This is a genomic window from Crystallibacter permensis (genome assembly GCF_025960875.1).
Taxonomy (GTDB): domain Bacteria; phylum Actinomycetota; class Actinomycetes; order Actinomycetales; family Micrococcaceae; genus Crystallibacter; species Crystallibacter permensis.
Genome location: NZ_JAODLR010000005.1, coordinates 228537 through 246271 on the forward strand (window position 1 = coordinate 228537; position 17735 = coordinate 246271).

Here is a 17735-nt window from a genome sequence, read left to right on the forward strand (position 1 = left end):
TGACTCCTGCCACACTCGAATGAAAGACAGCTCACCTATCGTGCCGGTCCGACCGGCAGCAACAAGGAGTGGACGATGACTGCCGAAGCCATTGCAGCCCGCCCGGTGCCCACCGCGGACTGGGTGACCATCGAGGATCTCTACCGCAACCCCTTCCCGATCTACCGGAAGATGCGGTCCGAGGCGCCGGTCCATTGGGTGCCGGCCGTGAACCGCTACATGGTCACCAGCTACGAGGCCTGCCACACGGTTGAGAATGACCAGGAAATCTTCTCAGCGGACGAGACCAACTCGCTGATGAAGCGCGCCATGGGCCACTCGATGCTCCGCAAGGATGATCCGGAGCACGACGTCGACCGCAAGTCCTATGGCTCAGTGCTGCGGCCGAAGGCGATCAAGGAGCACTGGAACGCGATCTTCCAGGCCAACCACGAGAAGTACCTTGCCGGCCTCAAGGCCGCCGGCCCGGGCGCGGACCTGATCTGGGAGTACGCCGCTCCGTACGCCGCGGAAAACCTGCGCCTGGTCATGGGCTTCCACAACGCCACGCAGGAAGACATGCAGCGCTGGTCGCAGACAATGATCAACGGCACCGGCAACTACGCCGATGACCCCGACGTCTGGGCCGCCTCGGAAAAGTCCTACAACGAGGTCGACGACGCGATCGACGAAATCCTGCCGTACCTGCGCAAGAACCCGGATTCCAGTCTGCTCTCCGGCATGACCAGCATGCCGATCCCGCTGGAGGCCATCCGGGCCAACATGAAGATGACCATCGGCGGCGGCCTGAACGAACCGCGCGACGTGCTCGGCGTGGCAGTCTGGGCCCTGCTCTCCCATCCGGACCAGCTGGCCCAGGTGCTCGCAGACCCCGCACTCTATCCCACCGTGTTCGAGGAGTCCGTCCGCTGGGTCGCGCCCATCGGCATGTACCCGCGCGAAACGACGCGCGACACCGTCCTGGAAGGCGTGCAGCTGCCCAAGGGCGCCCGCCTCGGCGTCGTTGTTGGCGCTGCGAACCGCGACCCGGAGGTCTTCGAGGATCCGGAGAGCTTCAACATCAACCGGCCGAAGAAGCCGCATCTGGCCTTCGGCGGCGGCAACCACTATTGCGCCGGCGCGTGGGTGGCCAAGGCCTCCGTGTCGGGGATCGCGCTGCCGCAGCTCTTCGCTGAACTGCCCAATCTGCGTCTGGATCCGGAACGGCCCGCCGTCGATGCCGGCTGGGTGTTCCGCGGCATGACCGCGCTGCCGGTCCGCTGGGACGCGAAGTAACCGGCATATCATCAGACCAAACCGTACTTTTCGAGAAGGAACTTCCAATGGCTAAAGTCAGCTTCCACCACAATGACGGCAATGTAGACGTGCTCGAGGTTGATCCGGGCACCTCGCTGATGCGCGCGGCCGTGACCAACGGCGTTGCCGGGATCGTCGGCGAATGCGGCGGCCAGGCGATGTGCGCCACCTGCCACGTCTACGTCCGCCCGGAGTACCTCGACGGCCTCCCGGAAATCAGCGAGGACGAAGAGGAAATGCTCGAATGCACCGCGGACCCGCGCGATGAGGACCGCAGCCGGCTGGGCTGCCAGATCAAGGCAGGCGAGGGGTTCGACGAGATCGAGGTCGACGTCCCCGCCAGCCAGATCTAGGAATTCCGCCACCGCAGAGAAGGGCCACCATGACCGCCGCACCCAGCACCCCGAGCAACGCGCAGGACCAGCCGAACCCGCAGAATATTGTCATCGTCGGCAACGGGCAGGCCGGCATCCAGCTGGTCGACTCGCTGCGCAAGGAAGGCTACGCCGGAACCATCACGGTCATCGGCGAGGAAACGCACTTCCCGTACCAGCGCCCGCCGCTGTCCAAAGACTTCATGGCCGCGGACAAGGAACCGAAGCCGCTGCCGCTGCGCGCGGAAAAGTTCTTCACCGATAACGACGTCGACTCCCGCCTGGGCGTGCAGGTCACCTCCATCGACCGCGCCGGACATACCGTTGAATTGTCCGACGAATCCAGCATCAGCTACACCACGCTGGTCCTGGCGACCGGCGCCGCCAACCGCGAACTCAACGTTCCGGGCAGTGACCTGCAGGGGATCTACGGCCTGCGGACCCTGGCCGACGCCGAAGCCGTCCACGCCCGCCTCGACACGGTGCGGTCCGTCGTCGTCATCGGGGCCGGTTTCATCGGCCTCGAGTTCGCCGCCGCCGCGCGCAAACGCGGACTGGACGTCACGGTGCTCGAATACGCGGACCGGCCGATGGCCCGCGCACTGAGCCCCGTGATGGGCAACTGGTTCGCCCAGGCCCACCTGAACATGGGCGTGGACCTGCGCCTGGGCGAAGGGATCGCCTCCTTCACCGGTGGCGGAAGCGTCGACAGCGAGGGCGGGCACGTGGCGGCCGCGGTCAGCACCACCGGCGAGACCTACCCCGCGGACATGGTCCTGGTGGGCATCGGGGTCATCCCCCGCACCGAACTCGCCGAGCAGGCCGGGCTCGCGGTCTCCAACGGCATCACGGTGGACAGCGCCATGCGCACCGACGACGAGGACATCTACGCCCTGGGCGACTGCGCGAACTACCCCAGCCACCACGCCGAGGCGCGCACCCGGCTCGAGTCAGTGCAGAACGCCACCGACCAGGCCCGGCACACCGCCAAATCCATCCTTGACACCCACGACGCCGGCCGCGACTACACGGAGCTGCCCTGGTTCTGGTCCACCCAGGGCGACCTGCGGCTGCAGATCGCCGGCATTGCCCACCCGGACGACGAAACCGTCCTGCGCGGCAACCCGGACAACGGGAAGTTCTCCGTCTTCTGCTTCCGCAATGGCCGCCTCGCCGCCGTGGAATCGGTGAACCAGCCCGCCGACCACATGGCCGCCCGCCGGATCCTCGCCCAGGAACGAAACCTCACCCCGGAACAGGCGGCGGACCTGGAGTTCGACTTCAAGGCCTACTCCAAGGCTGCCGCGGCAGGCGTGTAGCGGGTTTAGTTCTCAGTCCTCGCTATCCAGAATCCGCGCGGCCAGGTTCACCACGGCTTCCGCCCGCGGACTCAGCGACATCTCTTCGGGCCAGATGGCGCAGACCGTGGTCCGGGTGGCCGGCGGAGACAACGGCCGGATGGCCACCGGACGGCCTTCAACGGTCAGCCCCGGCGAGTTCGGCCTGGACATCAGCAGGGCGTATCCAAGTCCGCGGCCGACCATGGCCTGCACGAGGACCATCTGGGGCATGGAGGAGACAACGTTGGGACGCAGGCCGCGTTCGGCGAAGACATGGAGGGTGTTGGCAGTACTGGGGCTGGAGTCGTACATGATCAGAGGCTCCTCGGCCAGCTGCGCCAGATCCACCGTCTCCTGGGCGGCCAGCGTGTGGTCCGGCGGCAGGACGGCCTCAAGTTCCGTCCGGTAAATGGTCCGCTGGTTGTAGCCGGCGGGCAGCTGCATGTCGTAGACGATGGCCATGTCCAGCAGCCCGGCATCCAACGCGGGCAGCAGTTCGGTGTGCGTGCCCACGGTGACATCCACCTTCAGCTCCGGATACGCCGACGGCAGGCCTTCAAGGATGCCGGGCAGCAAATTGTGGGCCAGACTGCTGAAGCAGCCCAGCTTCACCGGTCCTTTGAGGATGCCGGCCTCCCCGGCCAGATCGTGGACCAACTCATCCGCGTCGTGGACCAGCCGCCGCGCGCGCTGGGCAAAGAACTGTCCGGCAGGAGTCAATTGGAGTCCGCGCGCTTTGCGCCGCACGCACAGCTGCTCCCCCGCCACTTTCTCCAGTGCGGTAATGGCCTGGGAGAGGGCGGACTCCGAGATGTGCAGGCTGGCGGCGGCCGCACTCAAGGTAGGGAAATCCGGCAGAGCAGCGAAAAGCTCCAGCTGGCGGAGCGTGAAGTTAGCCACGATTCTTCAGTCCAATCAAAGAAGTTGTGCGGATCTCTGAAGTTTACCGGAGGAAGTTTTGTTGTGATACTAGTAACAACCGTGGACTAGTTCTACTTTTCAACCGTTCAGGATTTCAACCGACCTGCCCGTCGGCCGTATTGCACTAGCGCCCAATCAAGGAACATGTATGAGCACTCATGCGCAGCCCCGCTCCGAGGCTTCGACCCAGCGCCGGGTGGCCTTTGCCACTATCATCGGCACCACCATCGAGTGGTACGACTTCTTCATCTACGCCACGGCCGCGGGTCTGGTGTTCGCCGACCTCTTCTTCAAGCCGGCCGGCGATTCGATCGGCCTGCTGCTTGCCTTCGCCTCCGTCGGCATCAGCTTCCTCTTCCGGCCGCTGGGTGCGTTCCTGGCCGGCCACTACGGCGACAAGATCGGCCGCCGCGCCATGCTGGTGCTCACACTGGTCCTGATGGGCGCCTCCACCACGCTGATCGGCTTCCTGCCCAGCTACGCCACCGCCGGTGTCCTGGCACCCATCATGCTGCTCCTGCTGCGCATCGTCCAGGGCATCTCCGCCGGTGGGGAATGGGGCGGAGCCGTCCTGATGGCCGTCGAGCATGCTCCGCGGGACCGACGCGGCCGCGCGGGCTCCTTCCCGCAGCTGGGCGTCCCCCTGGGCATGCTGCTGGCCTCGGGCGTCACCGCCCTGATGACCGGTGTCATCTCCCCCGGCGCAGCATTCGTCGAATGGGGCTGGCGCGTACCGTTCCTGCTGAGCTTCGTGCTCATTGTGGTCGGCTACATTGTCCGCCGGACCGTGGAGGAAAGCCCGGTCTTCCAGGAAATCGCGGAGAAGAAAGAGCAGCGCTCTGTTCCCGCCGTCGAGCTCTTCAAGAAGCACTGGCTGCTGGTCATCCTGGCCGCGCTGGTCTTCGCCGGCAACAACGCCGCGGGCTACATGGCCACCGGCGGGTTCATTCCCAGCTACGCCACGGATCCGAACGGCCCGGTCGGGCTGGACCGCACCCCGGTCCTGCTGGCCATCACTTTCGGTGCCGCCATGTGGTTTGTCTTTACCCTGCTGGCCGGCATTCTCGCCGACAAGATCGGACGCAAGAAGACCTACCTGATCGGCTTCACCGCGCAGGCGATCACCGTCTTCCCGCTGTTCTGGCTGATCAACACCGGCGAGCTTTGGGGCCTCTACCTGGCGCTGGGACTGTTCTCGGTAGGTCTGGGACTGAGCTACGGGCCGCAGGCGGCCTGGTACAGCGAGATCTTCCCCGCCTCCGTGCGCTTCTCCGGCGTCTCGATCTCCTACGCCCTTGGCGCCATCCTCGGCGGAGCGTTCGCGCCTACCATTGCGCAGGCACTGGTGCAGGCCACCGGTTCCTCCACGGCCATTTCTGTCTACCTGCTGCTGATGACCTTCGTGGCCATGGGCGCCGTGCTAGTCCTGCGGGACCGCCCAGGCATCGACCTGAGCATCAAGAACCAGGCCGAGCAGGAAGTCGGAGCCACCATCTTCGATAAGCGCCGCGGCGCCTCCACCGACGACGTCGACGTCGACGTCGCGAAGGCCACGGTCTAAAGCGCTCCTGCGCAGAACTGGCCGAAGAGGCCCCGGATTGATGTCCGGGGCCTCTTCGTTTGCGCCGGGACCGGACCACTGCGGACCCGGTCAGCGTTGCGGCTGGGCGCGGAGGACCTCCAGTCGCTGGCGGAACTCCGTCTCATCGATCTCCCCGCGGGCATACCGCTCGCGCAGGACGCCTTCGGCCCCGAGGACACTTTCCTGCCTGCGGTTGCGCCACATGGTGCGGCGGATCAGGAAGACAGCGAGGCCGATAACCAGAATCCAGAAGAGCGGAACCAGCAGGATCCACCAGCCTGGTCCGCGGCCATCATTCCAGGGTCCCTGGGCAACAAGGCTCGTGGCGGCGAGGGCACCGGTTGCTGCGGTCAACATGATTACTCCAAACTTTCGTCCGTGACCGTCCGTCGATCACGGTTCAAGTCTTCCGAACGCGGCGCCGCCGGTCGTCGCCCCGGTGGAGACACTTATGCACCGCCGCCTACTCCCTTGGGAGTGCCTGGCAGTACGCTGAAGGCGGCTTGGTTGGCCGGTCGGGCTGCACGTCTGCGGCTGGCCGCTTTGCCTGCTTACCGGTCCGGCGCCGCGCCCGTCCAGCCCGGCCGCACCAGGCCTGACTCGTAGGCCAGCACCACCAGCTGCGCGCGGTCGCGGACCATCAGCTTGGTCATGATGCGCGAGACATGGGTCTTTGCCGTCAGCGGCGTGATGTACAGCTTCTCCGCAATCAGGGCGTTGTTCAGCCCGGCACCTACCAGCGCAAGGACTTCGCGTTCCCGCGCGGTCAACTGCTCCAACGACGACGGCGCCGCCGGCGCGGGGCGGGACTCGGCCGCCACCTTCGTCAGGAGTCGGCGGGTGACCGACGGGGAGAGGAGGGCGTCGCCGTCGGCCACTGCACGCACGGCGCGGAGCAGCTCTTCGGGCTCGGTGTCCTTGACCAGGAAGCCGCTGGCGCCGGCCCGGATGGAATCGATGATGTAGTCATCCAGCTCGAACGTGGTCAGCATGATCACGCGCGTGCCGGAGAGCTCGCCCGCGGCCAGAATCGCTGCGGTGGCGCCGATTCCGTCTCCTCCAGGCATGCGGATGTCCATCAGGACCACGTCCGGTTTAGTTGCCGAGGCCAGGCGGACGGCTTCGGCACCTGTACCGGCCTCCGCGACGACCTCCATGTCGTCTTCAGCATTAAGCAGCGCCCTGAAGCCTGCCCGGATCAGGGTCTGGTCATCCGCCAGCAGCACTCTAATCATCGCTCTGCCCCTCCCGAGGCGGGCGCGCCGCCCGGTGCAAGCCTGTCGGCAGGCAGGGGAATGCGTGCGTGCACGCGGGTGCCTGCAGGCTCGCGGGTTCCTACCGCCAGTTCGCCATCGAGCGAATCAATCCGCTCCCGCATCCCGCGCAATCCGTTGCCTTCCGGCGCATTACCCAGCCCCACGCCGTCGTCCTCCACTGTCACTTCGAGCACGGCATCGGCGATGCTGATGCCTATCCTCGCCTGGCTGGCATGCGCGTGACGGACGATGTTCGTGACAGCTTCCTGGATGACCCGGTACGCCGCGCTTTCCGCAGAGGCTGCGCTTTCGGGCAGCCGGACCGCACGGTTATCCAGGGTGACTTGCAGCCCGCCCTGCTCGGCCCGCGCCAGCAGTTCCGGCAGCTGGTCCAGCCGCTGGGCCGGAGCCCTCGGCGCGTCCTGGCGCAGCACGGCGAGGACGTCGCGGACCTCGGCAAGGGCGTCCTTGGAACCGGATTTTATGGCCTCCAGTGCCTGCCGCATCTGCTCAGGATCCGGGTCCTTCCGCGCCAAGTGCAGGGCGACCGATGCCTGCACATTGATCATCGAGAGGGAGTGCGCAACGACGTCGTGAATGTCCCGGGCCAGAACCAGCCGCTCTTCATTCCGGCGGCGCTGCTCCGCCTCCAGCTCGGAGCGCCGGCGTTCGGCGCGTCGTCCGGCGCGGGAGGCCAGCAGCTCCCCCATCATGACCACAATGACCAGCCAGGCCACGCCTGCCCCGGCCCGAGCCGTACCTGCAAGCCCGCCCGTGAACAGTGCGGCGAAGAAGAACAGCAGGGCCAGTCCGCCCACGGCTCCCCAGGCCCACCAACGTGCCTTGGAGCGCACCGCGATGAACAGCGCCACCACCAGGGAGAGCCAGATGGGTCCGCCCGGATAGCCGGCCGCGAAGTAGGTTCCCGTTGCCAGGGCTGCCCCGGCCGCCATCGGGCCGGGAGCCTTGCGGCGCAGCGACAGCAGCGCGGGGCCGGCCAGCAGCAGCACGTAGGCCAGGGGATCCAGCGGACGCTGGGAAAACTGGTGGGCTGCGGCGAAACTGGTGCCGACCAGCTGGATGATGGCCGTCACCGCAATCAGGACGGCAGTGGGCGGCCCGCGGAAGCCCGGGTTCATGATCCGAGCGTACCTGCGCGACGGGGCGCTGCGCTTCCGCCCAGCGGTGTAGCGGGCCTACTCCGCTGGGAGTACACACATCTGGAAGCGTGGTTTAACTGCGAAACGGGATTCTGCTGCCGCCGTGAAAGCAGAGCAGAATCCCGAAACGCAGTGGACCTGCGGTCAGCGTGCCTGGCGCTCGGCGGCTTCCACCACGTTGGCCAGGAGCATGGCGCGGGTCATCGGACCCACTCCGCCCGGGTTCGGCGAGAGCCAGCTGGCCACGGACTGGGCCGCGGGCTCCACGTCGCCGGTGACCTTGGCTTTGCCGGTCTCCTCATCCTCAACGCGGCTGACACCGACGTCGAGCACAATGGCGCCGGGCTTGAGGTCTTCGGCCTTGACCATGTGCGGCATGCCGGCGGCGGCGATCACAACGTCCGCGCGGCGCAGCTCGTCAGCCAAGTCAACGGTGCCGGTATGGGCGAGCACCACGGTGGCGTTGATGGTCTTGCGGGTCAGCAGCAGTCCCAGCGGCCGGCCCACGGTCACACCGCGGCCCACCACCAGCACGCGCTTGCCGGCCAGCTTAATGTCGTGGCGCAGCAGCAGTTCCACGCAGCCGTGCGGGGTGCACGGCAGCGGCGAATCCAGCGGCGCGTTGACGTTGAGCACCAGCCGGCCCAGGTTCATCGGGTGCAGGCCGTCCGCGTCCTTGGCCGGGTCGATCTTCTCCAGGATGGCGTTGGTGTCGATGTGCTTGGGCAGCGGCAGCTGGACGATGTAGCCGGTGCAGGCCGGATCGTTGTTCAGCTCATCGAGGACGGCTTCCAGTTCCTCCTGCGAGATGGTGTCCGGCAGGTCGCGGCGGATGGAATTGATGCCCACCTCGGCGCAGTCCTTGTGCTTGCCACCGACATACCACTTGCTGCCGGGGTCCTCCCCCACCAGCACGGTGCCGAGGCCGGGAACGATCCCGCGGGTCTTCAGTGCGGCGACCCGCTCGGCCAGCTCTTCCTTGATGCGTTTGGCCGTGGCCGTTCCGTCCAGCTTCTGCGCGGTCTGGGTGGCTTCAGAATTCATCGGGCTCCTGTTCGGAAATACGTGTGGACTGCGGGAACCGGCCGGAGCCGGCGTTACCACTGCTCGTGGCCGGGGTACAGCGGGAACTGCTGGGCCAGCTTGGTCACGCGCGTGCGCAGCGCCTCGACGTCGGCGCCGCCCTTCAGCGCTGTGGCGATGATATCCGCAACCTCGGTGAATTCGGTAGAGCCGAAACCGCGGGTGGCCAGGGCCGGCGTGCCGATGCGCAGGCCGGAGGTGACCATCGGCGGGCGCGGGTCGAACGGCACGGCGTTGCGGTTCACGGTGATGCCGACTGAATGGAGCAGGTCTTCGGCCTGCTGGCCATCCAGTTCGGAGTTGCGCAGGTCCACCAGGACCAGGTGGACGTCCGTGCCCCCGGTCAGCACCGAGACGCCGGCCTCGGTGACATCGGCGGCGGTCAGGCGTTCGGCCAGGATCCGGGCGCCCTCAAGCACGCGGGCCTGGCGCTCCTTGAACTCCTGGCTGCCGGCAATCTTGAACGCCACGGCCTTGGCGGCGATGACGTGCATAAGCGGCCCGCCCTGCTGGCCCGGGAAGACATTGGAGTTGATCTTCTTGGCGAAATCCTGCTTGCCCAGGATGACGCCCGAGCGCGGTCCGGCCAGAGTCTTGTGCACGGTGGAGGTCACGACGTCGGAATGCGGCACCGGGTTCGGGTGCAGCCCGGCGGCCACCAGGCCGGCGAAGTGCGCCATGTCGGTCCAGAAGTAGGCGCCGACCTCGTCAGCGATAGAGCGGAACGCCTCGAAGTCCAGCTGGCGCGGGTAGGCGGACCAGCCGGCAATGATGACGTTCGGGCGCTCGGCCAGGGCCTGCTCGCGGACCTTGTCCATGTCCACGCGGAAGGTCTGCGGGTCCACCTCGTACGCGGCGACCTTGTAGAGCTTGCCGGAGAAGTTCAGCTTCATGCCGTGGGTGAGGTGACCGCCATGGGCCAGGGACAGACCCATGATCTTGTCGCCCGGGTTGATCAGGGCGGCGAGCGCGGCGGCGTTGGCCTGCGCGCCGGCGTGCGGCTGGACGTTGGCGAACTCGGCACCGAACAGCTTCTTGACGCGTTCGATGGCCAGGTTCTCGGCCACATCCACGTGCTCGCAACCGCCGTAGTAGCGGCGGCCCGGGTAGCCCTCGGCGTACTTGTTGGTCAGGACCGACCCCTGGACCTCCAGCACGGAGCGCGGGGCAAAGTTTTCAGAGGCAATCATTTCCAGCGTGTCGCGCTGGCGCCCGAGCTCGGCATCGAGAACGGCGGCGATTTCGGGATCGACTTCGGCCAGAGGCTGGTCGGTGACTGACGGGGTGGAAGACGTCACGGGGTTCTCCTGGAGATAAGGGATTTGCTACAGGTCAGGCTACCGGTTGCGGGCAGACTCACGCATTGTGTGTCCGGCCTGCGGAAATTACGCCGATGAGGCGCATCCGGTTGAAACTTGACCCTCGGCCCAGGCGTGCGATCCGTGGTCTGCACTGTGCAGCTCCAGTCAACCCGGTAGTCGATTGGCCCTGCCGCCGCTTCCTGATGGTGGTCCACCTGACGCCAGTCGCGACGAAAAGCAAGTGTACTGTGCCTCCGGCAGGGAGCGAAAAAGTACGACGGCGGCGGCCTCCTTGGCAGCTTGCGTCACGGGAGTCTCTGTCACTCGCCGAGCGAGGCTGCACGGTCAATAATCTTCTGGGCCAAGTACGACATTGACTCAATGGCGGTCTCTTCGGCCTCTACGGGAACGCTGCGGGAGAGTCCTATCGAGAGGTTTCCCGCAAGCACCTGCATGGACACTCCAACCCGCTCCGGGGACCGCCCGCCGCCGACAACAACGATGTAGGACCGGTCTCCTACCACCGGCGAACTTCGAACTGCCCGTCGTAGATGGATCCTTCCGGAACGGACATCCGAAAGTTCATGCAGTCGGTGAACTGCTGATGCGTGTAGGAGAAGGCGGACTCTTCCAGCACCGTTCGCGGAGCGCTCTTGATCAGAATCAGAATTTCGCCCGCTGGAGGAGCTGGTCCGGCATTGCCGCTCGGACTGGCACTGCCGCTTCGCCGGGGCCTGCCGGGACTTTCCTGCCCGCTTTCCGGCACGATCGCCTCGGCAAATTCGACATTCAGGATTTCCGGATTCAACGCGCTCGATTCAGGATCGAACAACTCGCATTCGCCGGGCTGATAACCTGGCGCGAAGTCACCATCGCCGGGTAACTCCCTGTCCCCACGTATTTTGGCAGTATCCACGACCCGGGCCGGAACACCATGCACGTTTTCCAAGCCAACGAGAACGGCCATGAGCTCGGCGTCGGACAACACCTGCGCTGTTCCGGCCATGGAAGGACTGGCCGAAGCGCTGCTCGATACAGGGACGCTGCTGCCGGAAGGATCCGGATCATTGTCTGTACAGGCGACCACCGACGCCAGGGAGATTACGACACCCGCGCTCGCCAGGTGGCGGCGTAGTTGAGGTTTCATGCCGCCCTCGATTCGGCAGCGGCCGCAATCAGTTGCATTTCTCCATGGTGCTTCCGGTTCCCCCCGCCCGCAAGAGTCCGCCCACTGCGACCGAGGAATACCTGCGCGCCCGGGGCCGTTGGAACCAATAGAAGTTGACGTATCAACCAATTTGGACAGGAGTGGCATGGACAAGGTTCTGGATGCAGTGATTATCGGCGCCGGCCAGGCCGGCCTCAGCGCCGCCTACCACCTGCAGCGGCGCGGCCTGGTGCCGGAGCAGGACTACATTGTCCTGGACGCAAACGAAGGACCCGGCGGCGCGTGGCGGCACCGCTGGCCCTCCCTGACCTTCGACGCAGCGCACGGGCTGCACGATCTCCCCGGCTTCCCGCTCGGGGTTCCGGACCCCGCAGAGCCGGCCTCCGCCGTCGTTAGCCGTTACTACGGTGCCTACGAGCAGAAGTTCAACCTTCCCGTCCACCGTCCCGAACGCGTTGAATCCATTACCAACAACGACGGCGGCTCCGGGCAGCTGCTGCGGGTCACCAGCGCCTCGGGCCGCGAGTGGCTGGCGCGCACGGTGATCAGCGGTACCGGCACGTGGGACCGGCCGTACTGGCCCTACTACGCCGGGCGGGAGACGTTCCGCGGCCGGCAGCTACACACCCATGATTTCCGGTCCGCCGACGAGTTCCGCGGCAAGCGCGTGCTGGTGGTCGGCGGCGGGACCTCGGCCCTGCAGTTCCTGCTCCAGCTCGATGCCGCCGGCGCCCAGACCGTCTGGTCCACGCGGCGGGAGCCGGACTTCATTACCGAGCCCTTCGACGCCAGCTGGGGCATCGAAGTGGAGCGGAAGGTCAACGAACGCACGCGCGCCGGGCTGCCGCCGGTGAGCGTGGTCGGCGTGACGGGCCTGCCGCTGAACGAGACCTATAAGGCCGGTATCGACGCCGGCGTCCTGGTCTCGCGCGGGCGGCTTGCCCGGATCACCGAGGACGGCGTGGTGTTTGCGGGCGGATCGGCCGAGCAAGTGGATGCCATCCTGTGGGCAACCGGCTTCCGTCCCTCGCTGGACCATCTGACCCCGCTGCAACTGCGCGAACCTGGCGGCGGCATCCGCATGGGTCCGGACGCCGTCTCCGTAGTCAAGGAACCGCGGCTGTTCCTCGTGGGGTATGGCTCCTCCGCCTCGACAGTCGGCGCCACCAGGGCCGGCCGGGCGGCGGCGATGGCCGCGGTGCGGCAACTGAAGACTGCCGGGGTGCCGGACCGGGGATCGCGCGCACTGGCGGCGGTAGCGGGCTGACGCCGTAGCGGGCCGAGGCGGGTAGCGGCTGGCGCCGTGGTCGTTCGTTGCTTGCATCGGCAGCTTCGCCCGCACCGGTAGCCTTGGAGCTGTGAGTGAAGCTTCCCTGCCCAGCACCGATTCCACCTACAATCTGACGCTTTCCTGCCAGGACCGCCCGGGCATTGTATATGCCGTAACCGGAGCGCTGGTGGAAGCCGGCTGCAACATCGTTGATTCCCAGCAGTACGGGAACCCGAGTTCCGGCCGGTTCTTCATGCGCGTTGCCATCACCACCGGCACGTCCTACACAGACCTGCACCGGGCGCTGCAGCCCGTGGCCGAAACCTTCACCATGAAGTGGAGCCTGAACCCTCAGGGCGCCAAGCTGCGCACCCTGCTGATGGCTTCCAAGTCCGCGCACTGCCTCAACTCACTGTTGTTCCAGCAGCGCTCGGGCACGCTGCCCATCGACGTCCCGGTCATCGTCTCCAACCACACGGACCTGGCTGACATGGCTAAGTTCTACGGCATCGAGTTCCGCCATATTCCGGTCACGCCGGACACCAAAGCCGAAGCCGAACAAGCGCTGCGCGACCTGGTCGCCGAGTACGACATCGAACTCGTGGTGCTCGCCCGCTACATGCAGATCCTGAGCAATGAACTCTGCAGGGACCTGCAGGGCAAGGCGATCAACATCCACCACTCCTTCCTGCCGTCCTTCAAGGGCGCCAGGCCCTACCACCAGGCGCATGACCGCGGCGTCAAACTGATCGGTGCCACGGCGCACTACGTCACGCCGGACCTGGACGAGGGCCCCATCATCGAGCAGGAAGTCATCCGCGTGGACCACGCGAAGTCGGCCGAGCAGTTCGTGGCCATGGGCCGCGACGTGGAAGCCCGCACGCTGGCCACCGCCGTCCAGTGGCATGCCGAGCACCGCGTCCTGCTGGACGGGCACCGGACCGTCGTCTTCAACTGACCTCGAGGCTCCGGCCTGCCCACCTCCCGAGCCTCCGCCTGCCCTGGCCCTTCACCTGCCCTTCTCCTGGCTGCCGTCCCCACGTAGGGTCGGAGCATGGGTAACTACGAGAGGGACCTGACAACTTACTATGACCGGCAGGCCGAGGTCCGCGATGCCCGCGAGCCGGATCCGCAGCGGGTGGCCAAGCGCAGCGAGTTCATCGAGCACCTCAAGGAGAGCCGCCGGCATGACCTGCTGGAGATCGGCTGCGGCACCGGCGTGGACGGCCTGGCGTTCAAGGCCGCCGGCATCCGTTACAACGGAGTGGACCTCTCCGAAACGAGCGTCCGGCTGGCCCGGCACAAACAGCTCGAAGCCTCGGTCGCCTCTGCCCGCGAACTGCCTTTCGCCGACGAAACCTTCGACGCCGGCTGGACCATGAGCACGCTGCTGCATGTGGCCAACACCGATCTCTACGGGGTCCTGACCGAAATCATGCGGGTCCTCAAACCCGGATCTCCCCTGGCAGTAGGCCTCTGGTCCGGCTCCGACAGCGAGGGCATCAACGACGCGGACGATCATGAACCGCAGCGCTTCTTCAGCCGCCGCTCGGACGAAACAACCCTGAGCCTGTTCGAACCGCACGGCACCATCCGGGACTTCGCGACGTGGGAACACGGGCAGGATCCCGGGCACTACCAGTACTTCATCATCTATAAACCCTGATTTACGACGGCGGTGCGCACCCCGCGCTGCCACCGCGGCTTGGGTAGGCTGGTTGCCATGGCCCACATCATCACGCTCGCCGGCAAAACCCCGGCCACCGACCCATCCGCCTTTGTCGCTCCCACCGCCACCCTGAGCGGCGATGTGGAACTGGCTGCCGATTCCAGCGCCTTCTACGGCGTCTCGGTCCGCGGCGATACCGCCCCGATCCGGGTGGGGGCAGGCAGCAACCTGCAGGACAACGTGGTGCTTCACGCTGACGAGGGCTTCCCGTGCACCGTGGGCGCCGGCGTCAGCATCGGACACACCGCCGTGGTCCATGGCTGCACGGTGGAGGACAACTGCCTGATCGGCATGAGCGCGACCATCATGAACGGTGCCGTGGTCGGTGCAGGCTCGCTGGTTGCCGCCGGGGCCTTGGTCCTGGAGGGAACGCAGATCCCGCCCCGGTCCTTGGTGGCCGGAGTTCCCGCAAAGGTCCGCCGCGAACTCAGCGACGAGGAATACCAGTCTGTCCTCGACAACGCATCACACTACGTCGAACTCGCCAAGCTGCACCGGGACGCCAACGCGTAGCTTGTTAGGAGTCGCCTTGGGTTAACTTCTTGACTACAAGAGGTGGCGGGCGCACTCTTTTAGGTATGCCAGCCGAACCAGCCACAGCGACGGGCACCCACCAGCGGCCCGGCTCCCAGAGTGCACTGCGCAGGCGCAACAGCCAGCGGATCATCCGCGCGCTTATGACCAGCGGCCGGCTGACCCAGGCCGAGCTGGCCCGGCAGACCGGTCTTTCCACTGCCACCGTGTCCAACATCGTCAAGGCAATGGTCGACAACGGCCTGATCCTGACGTCACCGACCACCAGCTCCGGCCGCCGGGCGCTCTCCGTCACGCTGAACGGCCGCGGTGCGGTAGCGGTCGGAGTGGATTTCGGCCGACGGCATGTCAACGTGGTGCTGGTCAGCCTGGACCACCGGGTACTGGCCGAGGACGGCGTCGAACTGCCCCTAGGCCACCAGGCGGAGGAAGGCATCGAGGCCGCCGCCCAGCTGGTCCGGCGACTGCTGGCGGATACCGGCGTGGACGCCGGGTCGCTCCTGGGCCTCGGCGCCGGCATTCCCGGCCCGATCGACCACCGCACCGGCAGGGTCATCCACGGAGCGATCCTGCCCGAATGGGTGGGCATCGACCTGCTGGGCCGGCTCCGCCAGGCGTTCGGCATTCCGGTCTTCATCGACAACGACGCCAACCTGGGTGCGTTGGCACAGGTCAGCTGGGGCCCCTACCAGAATGTGCAGAACCTCGTTTTCCTGAAACTGGGATCCGGCATCGGTGCGGGACTGATCCTTAACGGCGCACCGTTCTACGGCAACATCGGCGTGACCGGCGAAATCGGCCACGCCACCGTCGCCGACCACGGGCTCATCTGCCGCTGCGGAAACCGCGGCTGCCTCGAAACGGTAGCGTCGACCTCCACCATGATCGATCTGCTGAGCCGCGGCAGGTCCGAGCCGGTCAGCACCGAAGACATCGTCCGGATCGCCCTCGACGGCGATCCCGCTGCACTGCGGGTTATCGACGACGCAGGACTGGCTGTTGGCCGGGCGCTAGCCAACGTGTGCAATCTGGTCAACCCGGAAGTCATTGTCCTCGGCGGCTCCCTGACGGGGCTGGACGCCATCCTGCTCGACCCCGTGCGCCGGGGCCTGCTTCGCCACGCCGTACCCGCCGTGGGCGAATCCACCGAGCTGGCCATGTCCGGGCTGAGCAACCGGGCAGAAGCCCTCGGCGCTGCCACGCTGGTCCTGCAGCAGGCCGAGCTGCCCTCACTGTAAGAACTACCCAGCACGCTACACAGAAGTTTTGCGTTCAACTCTTGACGGCAACGTGTGTGACGGAGTTAACTTCAAGGCAAGCCACGAACCCGTGTGCAATCTTCAAGCAGACGACAAAGTAGTCAATGACTGCTCAGTAATGGAGGCGTTATGCGACGCGTATCTTTGCTCGCCAGCGTTGCGGCAGCAGGCTTGCTCCTGTCCGCATGCGGCGGAGGAAGCTCGGTCGAAGAAGCGAACCCGACAGAAGCTACCGGCTCGGTCGGGGTCTTTACCTGGTGGGCGGACGGCTCGGAGAAAGTAGGCCTGGATGCGCTCGTGGACATCTTCGACGAGCAGTACCCGGATCTGACCTTCGACAACCTGGCCGTAGCCGGCGGCGCGGGCAGCCAGGCCAAGAGCGTTCTGGCGGCCAACCTCAAGTCCGGCAATCCGCCGGACTCGTTCCAGGCCCATGCCGGAGCGGAACTGCAGGACTACATCAATGCGGACCAGCTTGAGGATCTGAGCTCCTTCTACGAGGAAGCCCAGCTCAACGAAGCTTTCCCGCAGGATCTGCTGGACCGCCTGACCGTGGACGGCAAGATCTACTCGGTTCCGTCCAACATCCACCGGGCCAACGTGGTGTGGGCCAATGTAGAAGTCCTTGAGAAAGCCGGCCTGGATCCGAACAATCCGCCCGCCGATCTCGACGCCTGGTTCGCGGACATGGACAAGATCAAGGAAAGCGGCACCACTCCGCTGGCCGTCGCCGGCACCTGGACCCAGGTGCAGCTGTTCGAGAACATCCTGCTGGCAACCCTCGGTCCCGAAGGCTACAGCGGCCTCTGGGACGGCACCACGGATTGGAAGAGCCCCGAGGTGACTGAGGCAATCGAGAACTACAAGAAGGCGCTCAGCTATACCAACTCGGACCGCGACACCCTCAGTGACTGGGGCCCGGCCACGCAACTGGTCGAAGACGGTGCCGCCGCCTACAACGTCATGGGTGACTGGGCCGAAGCCAAGTTCGCGCAGGACGGGCTGAAGCCGGGCACGGACTACGTCTACTTCCCGACCCCCGGGACCGACGGCGTCTTCGACTTCCTGGCCGATTCGTTCACACTGCCGAAGGGCGCACCGAATCCGGCCGGCTCCAAAGCATGGCTGACCACCATTTCCAGCGTCGAAGGCCAGCAGGCGTTCAATGCGGCGAAGGGATCCATCCCCGCCCGCACGGACGTGCCGAGCGATGAATTCGGCGAGTACCAAAAGAGCGCCATCGAGGACTTCTCCTCGGACACCATCGTCTCCTCGCTCGCCCACGGCGCTGCGGTGCCGGTGGCGTGGCTGAACGAACTGAGCACCGCCGTGAGCAAGTTCGGCGGGCCCCAGGACGTTGCCGCACTGCAGGAATCTGCTGCTTCGATAGCGGAAAAGTTCGCGCAGTAGTCCCGGACAAACCGGTGGGCGGGTGCGGCTCAGGCCTAAAGCACCCGCCCAC

At 66.2% G+C, this 17735-nt stretch carries 18 protein-coding genes; 10 read left to right on the plus strand and 8 right to left on the minus strand.

All coding sequences use genetic code 11. The features are described from left to right. Nucleotides 1-75: 75 nt before the first annotated feature. Genes B0G38_RS08475 through B0G38_RS08485 form a run of 3 tightly spaced genes read left to right on the plus strand, consistent with a single transcriptional unit; the run spans nt 76 to nt 2989 of the window. On the plus strand, nt 76-1275 hold the full coding sequence (locus tag B0G38_RS08475) for a cytochrome P450 (RefSeq protein WP_264669019.1): 1200 nt from the start codon (nt 76-78) through the stop codon (nt 1273-1275). Between the two features lie 47 nt (nt 1276-1322). Then, nucleotides 1323-1649, plus strand: a complete 327-nt coding sequence (locus B0G38_RS08480; protein ID WP_264669020.1) for a (2Fe-2S)-binding protein — start codon at nt 1323-1325, stop codon at nt 1647-1649. A gap of 29 nt (nt 1650-1678) precedes the next feature. Continuing rightward, nucleotides 1679-2989: an NAD(P)/FAD-dependent oxidoreductase gene (locus tag B0G38_RS08485; RefSeq protein WP_264669021.1), complete on the plus strand. Its 1311-nt coding sequence runs from the start codon at nt 1679-1681 to the stop codon at nt 2987-2989. Between the two features lie 12 nt (nt 2990-3001). Here the strand turns inward: B0G38_RS08485 and B0G38_RS08490 are convergent, their stop codons facing one another. Continuing rightward, nucleotides 3002-3910, minus strand: a complete 909-nt coding sequence (locus B0G38_RS08490; RefSeq protein ID WP_264669022.1) for a LysR substrate-binding domain-containing protein — start codon at nt 3908-3910, stop codon at nt 3002-3004. A gap of 169 nt (nt 3911-4079) precedes the next feature. On the opposite strand from B0G38_RS08490, the gene B0G38_RS08495 reads away from it, so the two are divergent. Then, nucleotides 4080-5492, plus strand: a complete 1413-nt coding sequence (locus B0G38_RS08495) for an MFS transporter (protein ID WP_264669023.1) — start codon at nt 4080-4082, stop codon at nt 5490-5492. A gap of 90 nt (nt 5493-5582) precedes the next feature. Here B0G38_RS08495 and B0G38_RS08500 read toward each other — a convergent pair whose 3' ends face one another. The 7 genes from B0G38_RS08500 to B0G38_RS08530 all read right to left on the minus strand — a co-directional run bounded on the left by B0G38_RS08500 (nt 5583) and on the right by B0G38_RS08530 (nt 11460). After that, nucleotides 5583-5870, minus strand: coding sequence for an SHOCT domain-containing protein (locus B0G38_RS08500; RefSeq protein ID WP_264669024.1), 288 nt, complete (start codon nt 5868-5870; stop codon nt 5583-5585). 194 nt (nt 5871-6064) lie between these two features. Further along, nucleotides 6065-6748 carry a response regulator gene (locus tag B0G38_RS08505; protein WP_264669025.1) on the minus strand — a complete coding sequence of 228 codons (684 nt, stop codon included), beginning with the start codon at nt 6746-6748 and terminating at the stop codon, nt 6065-6067. Further along, on the minus strand, nt 6745-7908 hold the full coding sequence (locus B0G38_RS08510; protein ID WP_264669026.1) for a sensor histidine kinase: 1164 nt from the start codon (nt 7906-7908) through the stop codon (nt 6745-6747). Before B0G38_RS08510 ends, B0G38_RS08505 begins: the two co-directional genes overlap by 4 nt. A 165-nt stretch (nt 7909-8073) precedes the next feature. Beyond that, on the minus strand, nt 8074-8973 hold the full coding sequence (locus B0G38_RS08515; RefSeq protein WP_264669027.1) for a bifunctional methylenetetrahydrofolate dehydrogenase/methenyltetrahydrofolate cyclohydrolase: 900 nt from the start codon (nt 8971-8973) through the stop codon (nt 8074-8076). A gap of 53 nt (nt 8974-9026) precedes the next feature. Further along, entirely contained in the window at nt 9027-10310 is a 1284-nt protein-coding gene (gene glyA / locus B0G38_RS08520) for a serine hydroxymethyltransferase (protein ID WP_264669028.1), read from the minus strand. Between the two features lie 323 nt (nt 10311-10633). Then, on the minus strand, nt 10634-10837 hold the full coding sequence (locus B0G38_RS08525; RefSeq protein WP_264669029.1) for a hypothetical protein: 204 nt from the start codon (nt 10835-10837) through the stop codon (nt 10634-10636). Next, nucleotides 10831-11460, minus strand: coding sequence for a hypothetical protein (locus tag B0G38_RS08530; protein WP_264669030.1), 630 nt, complete (start codon nt 11458-11460; stop codon nt 10831-10833). The genes B0G38_RS08525 and B0G38_RS08530 overlap by 7 nt, the downstream gene beginning before the upstream one ends. 166 nt (nt 11461-11626) lie before the next feature. Between B0G38_RS08530 and B0G38_RS08535 the strand changes: the two genes are divergently transcribed. The 6 genes from B0G38_RS08535 (at nt 11627) to B0G38_RS08560 (ending at nt 17683) form a co-directional block, all read left to right on the plus strand. Then, a complete protein-coding gene (locus B0G38_RS08535; RefSeq protein WP_264669031.1) occupies nt 11627-12748 on the plus strand; it encodes an NAD(P)/FAD-dependent oxidoreductase in 1122 nt (373 codons plus the stop codon). A gap of 91 nt (nt 12749-12839) precedes the next feature. Continuing rightward, nucleotides 12840-13709 (plus strand): formyltetrahydrofolate deformylase, encoded by an 870-nt coding sequence (purU, locus tag B0G38_RS08540; protein WP_264669032.1) that lies wholly within the window; start codon nt 12840-12842, stop codon nt 13707-13709. A 96-nt stretch (nt 13710-13805) separates the two neighbouring features. After that, complete coding sequence (locus tag B0G38_RS08545) at nt 13806-14417, plus strand: class I SAM-dependent methyltransferase (RefSeq protein WP_264669033.1); 612 nt, start codon at nt 13806-13808, stop codon at nt 14415-14417. A gap of 57 nt (nt 14418-14474) precedes the next feature. Continuing rightward, a complete protein-coding gene (locus tag B0G38_RS08550) occupies nt 14475-14993 on the plus strand; it encodes a gamma carbonic anhydrase family protein (protein ID WP_264669034.1) in 519 nt (172 codons plus the stop codon). Nucleotides 14994-15058: 65 nt separating this feature from the next. Further along, nucleotides 15059-16252 carry an ROK family transcriptional regulator gene (locus tag B0G38_RS08555; RefSeq protein ID WP_264669035.1) on the plus strand — a complete coding sequence of 398 codons (1194 nt, stop codon included), beginning with the start codon at nt 15059-15061 and terminating at the stop codon, nt 16250-16252. Nucleotides 16253-16402: 150 nt separating this feature from the next. Continuing rightward, the gene (locus tag B0G38_RS08560) at nt 16403-17683 is read left to right on the plus strand and encodes an ABC transporter substrate-binding protein (RefSeq protein ID WP_264669036.1); all 1281 of its coding nucleotides are present in this window, start codon (nt 16403-16405) and stop codon (nt 17681-17683) included. Nucleotides 17684-17735 lie beyond the last annotated feature (52 nt).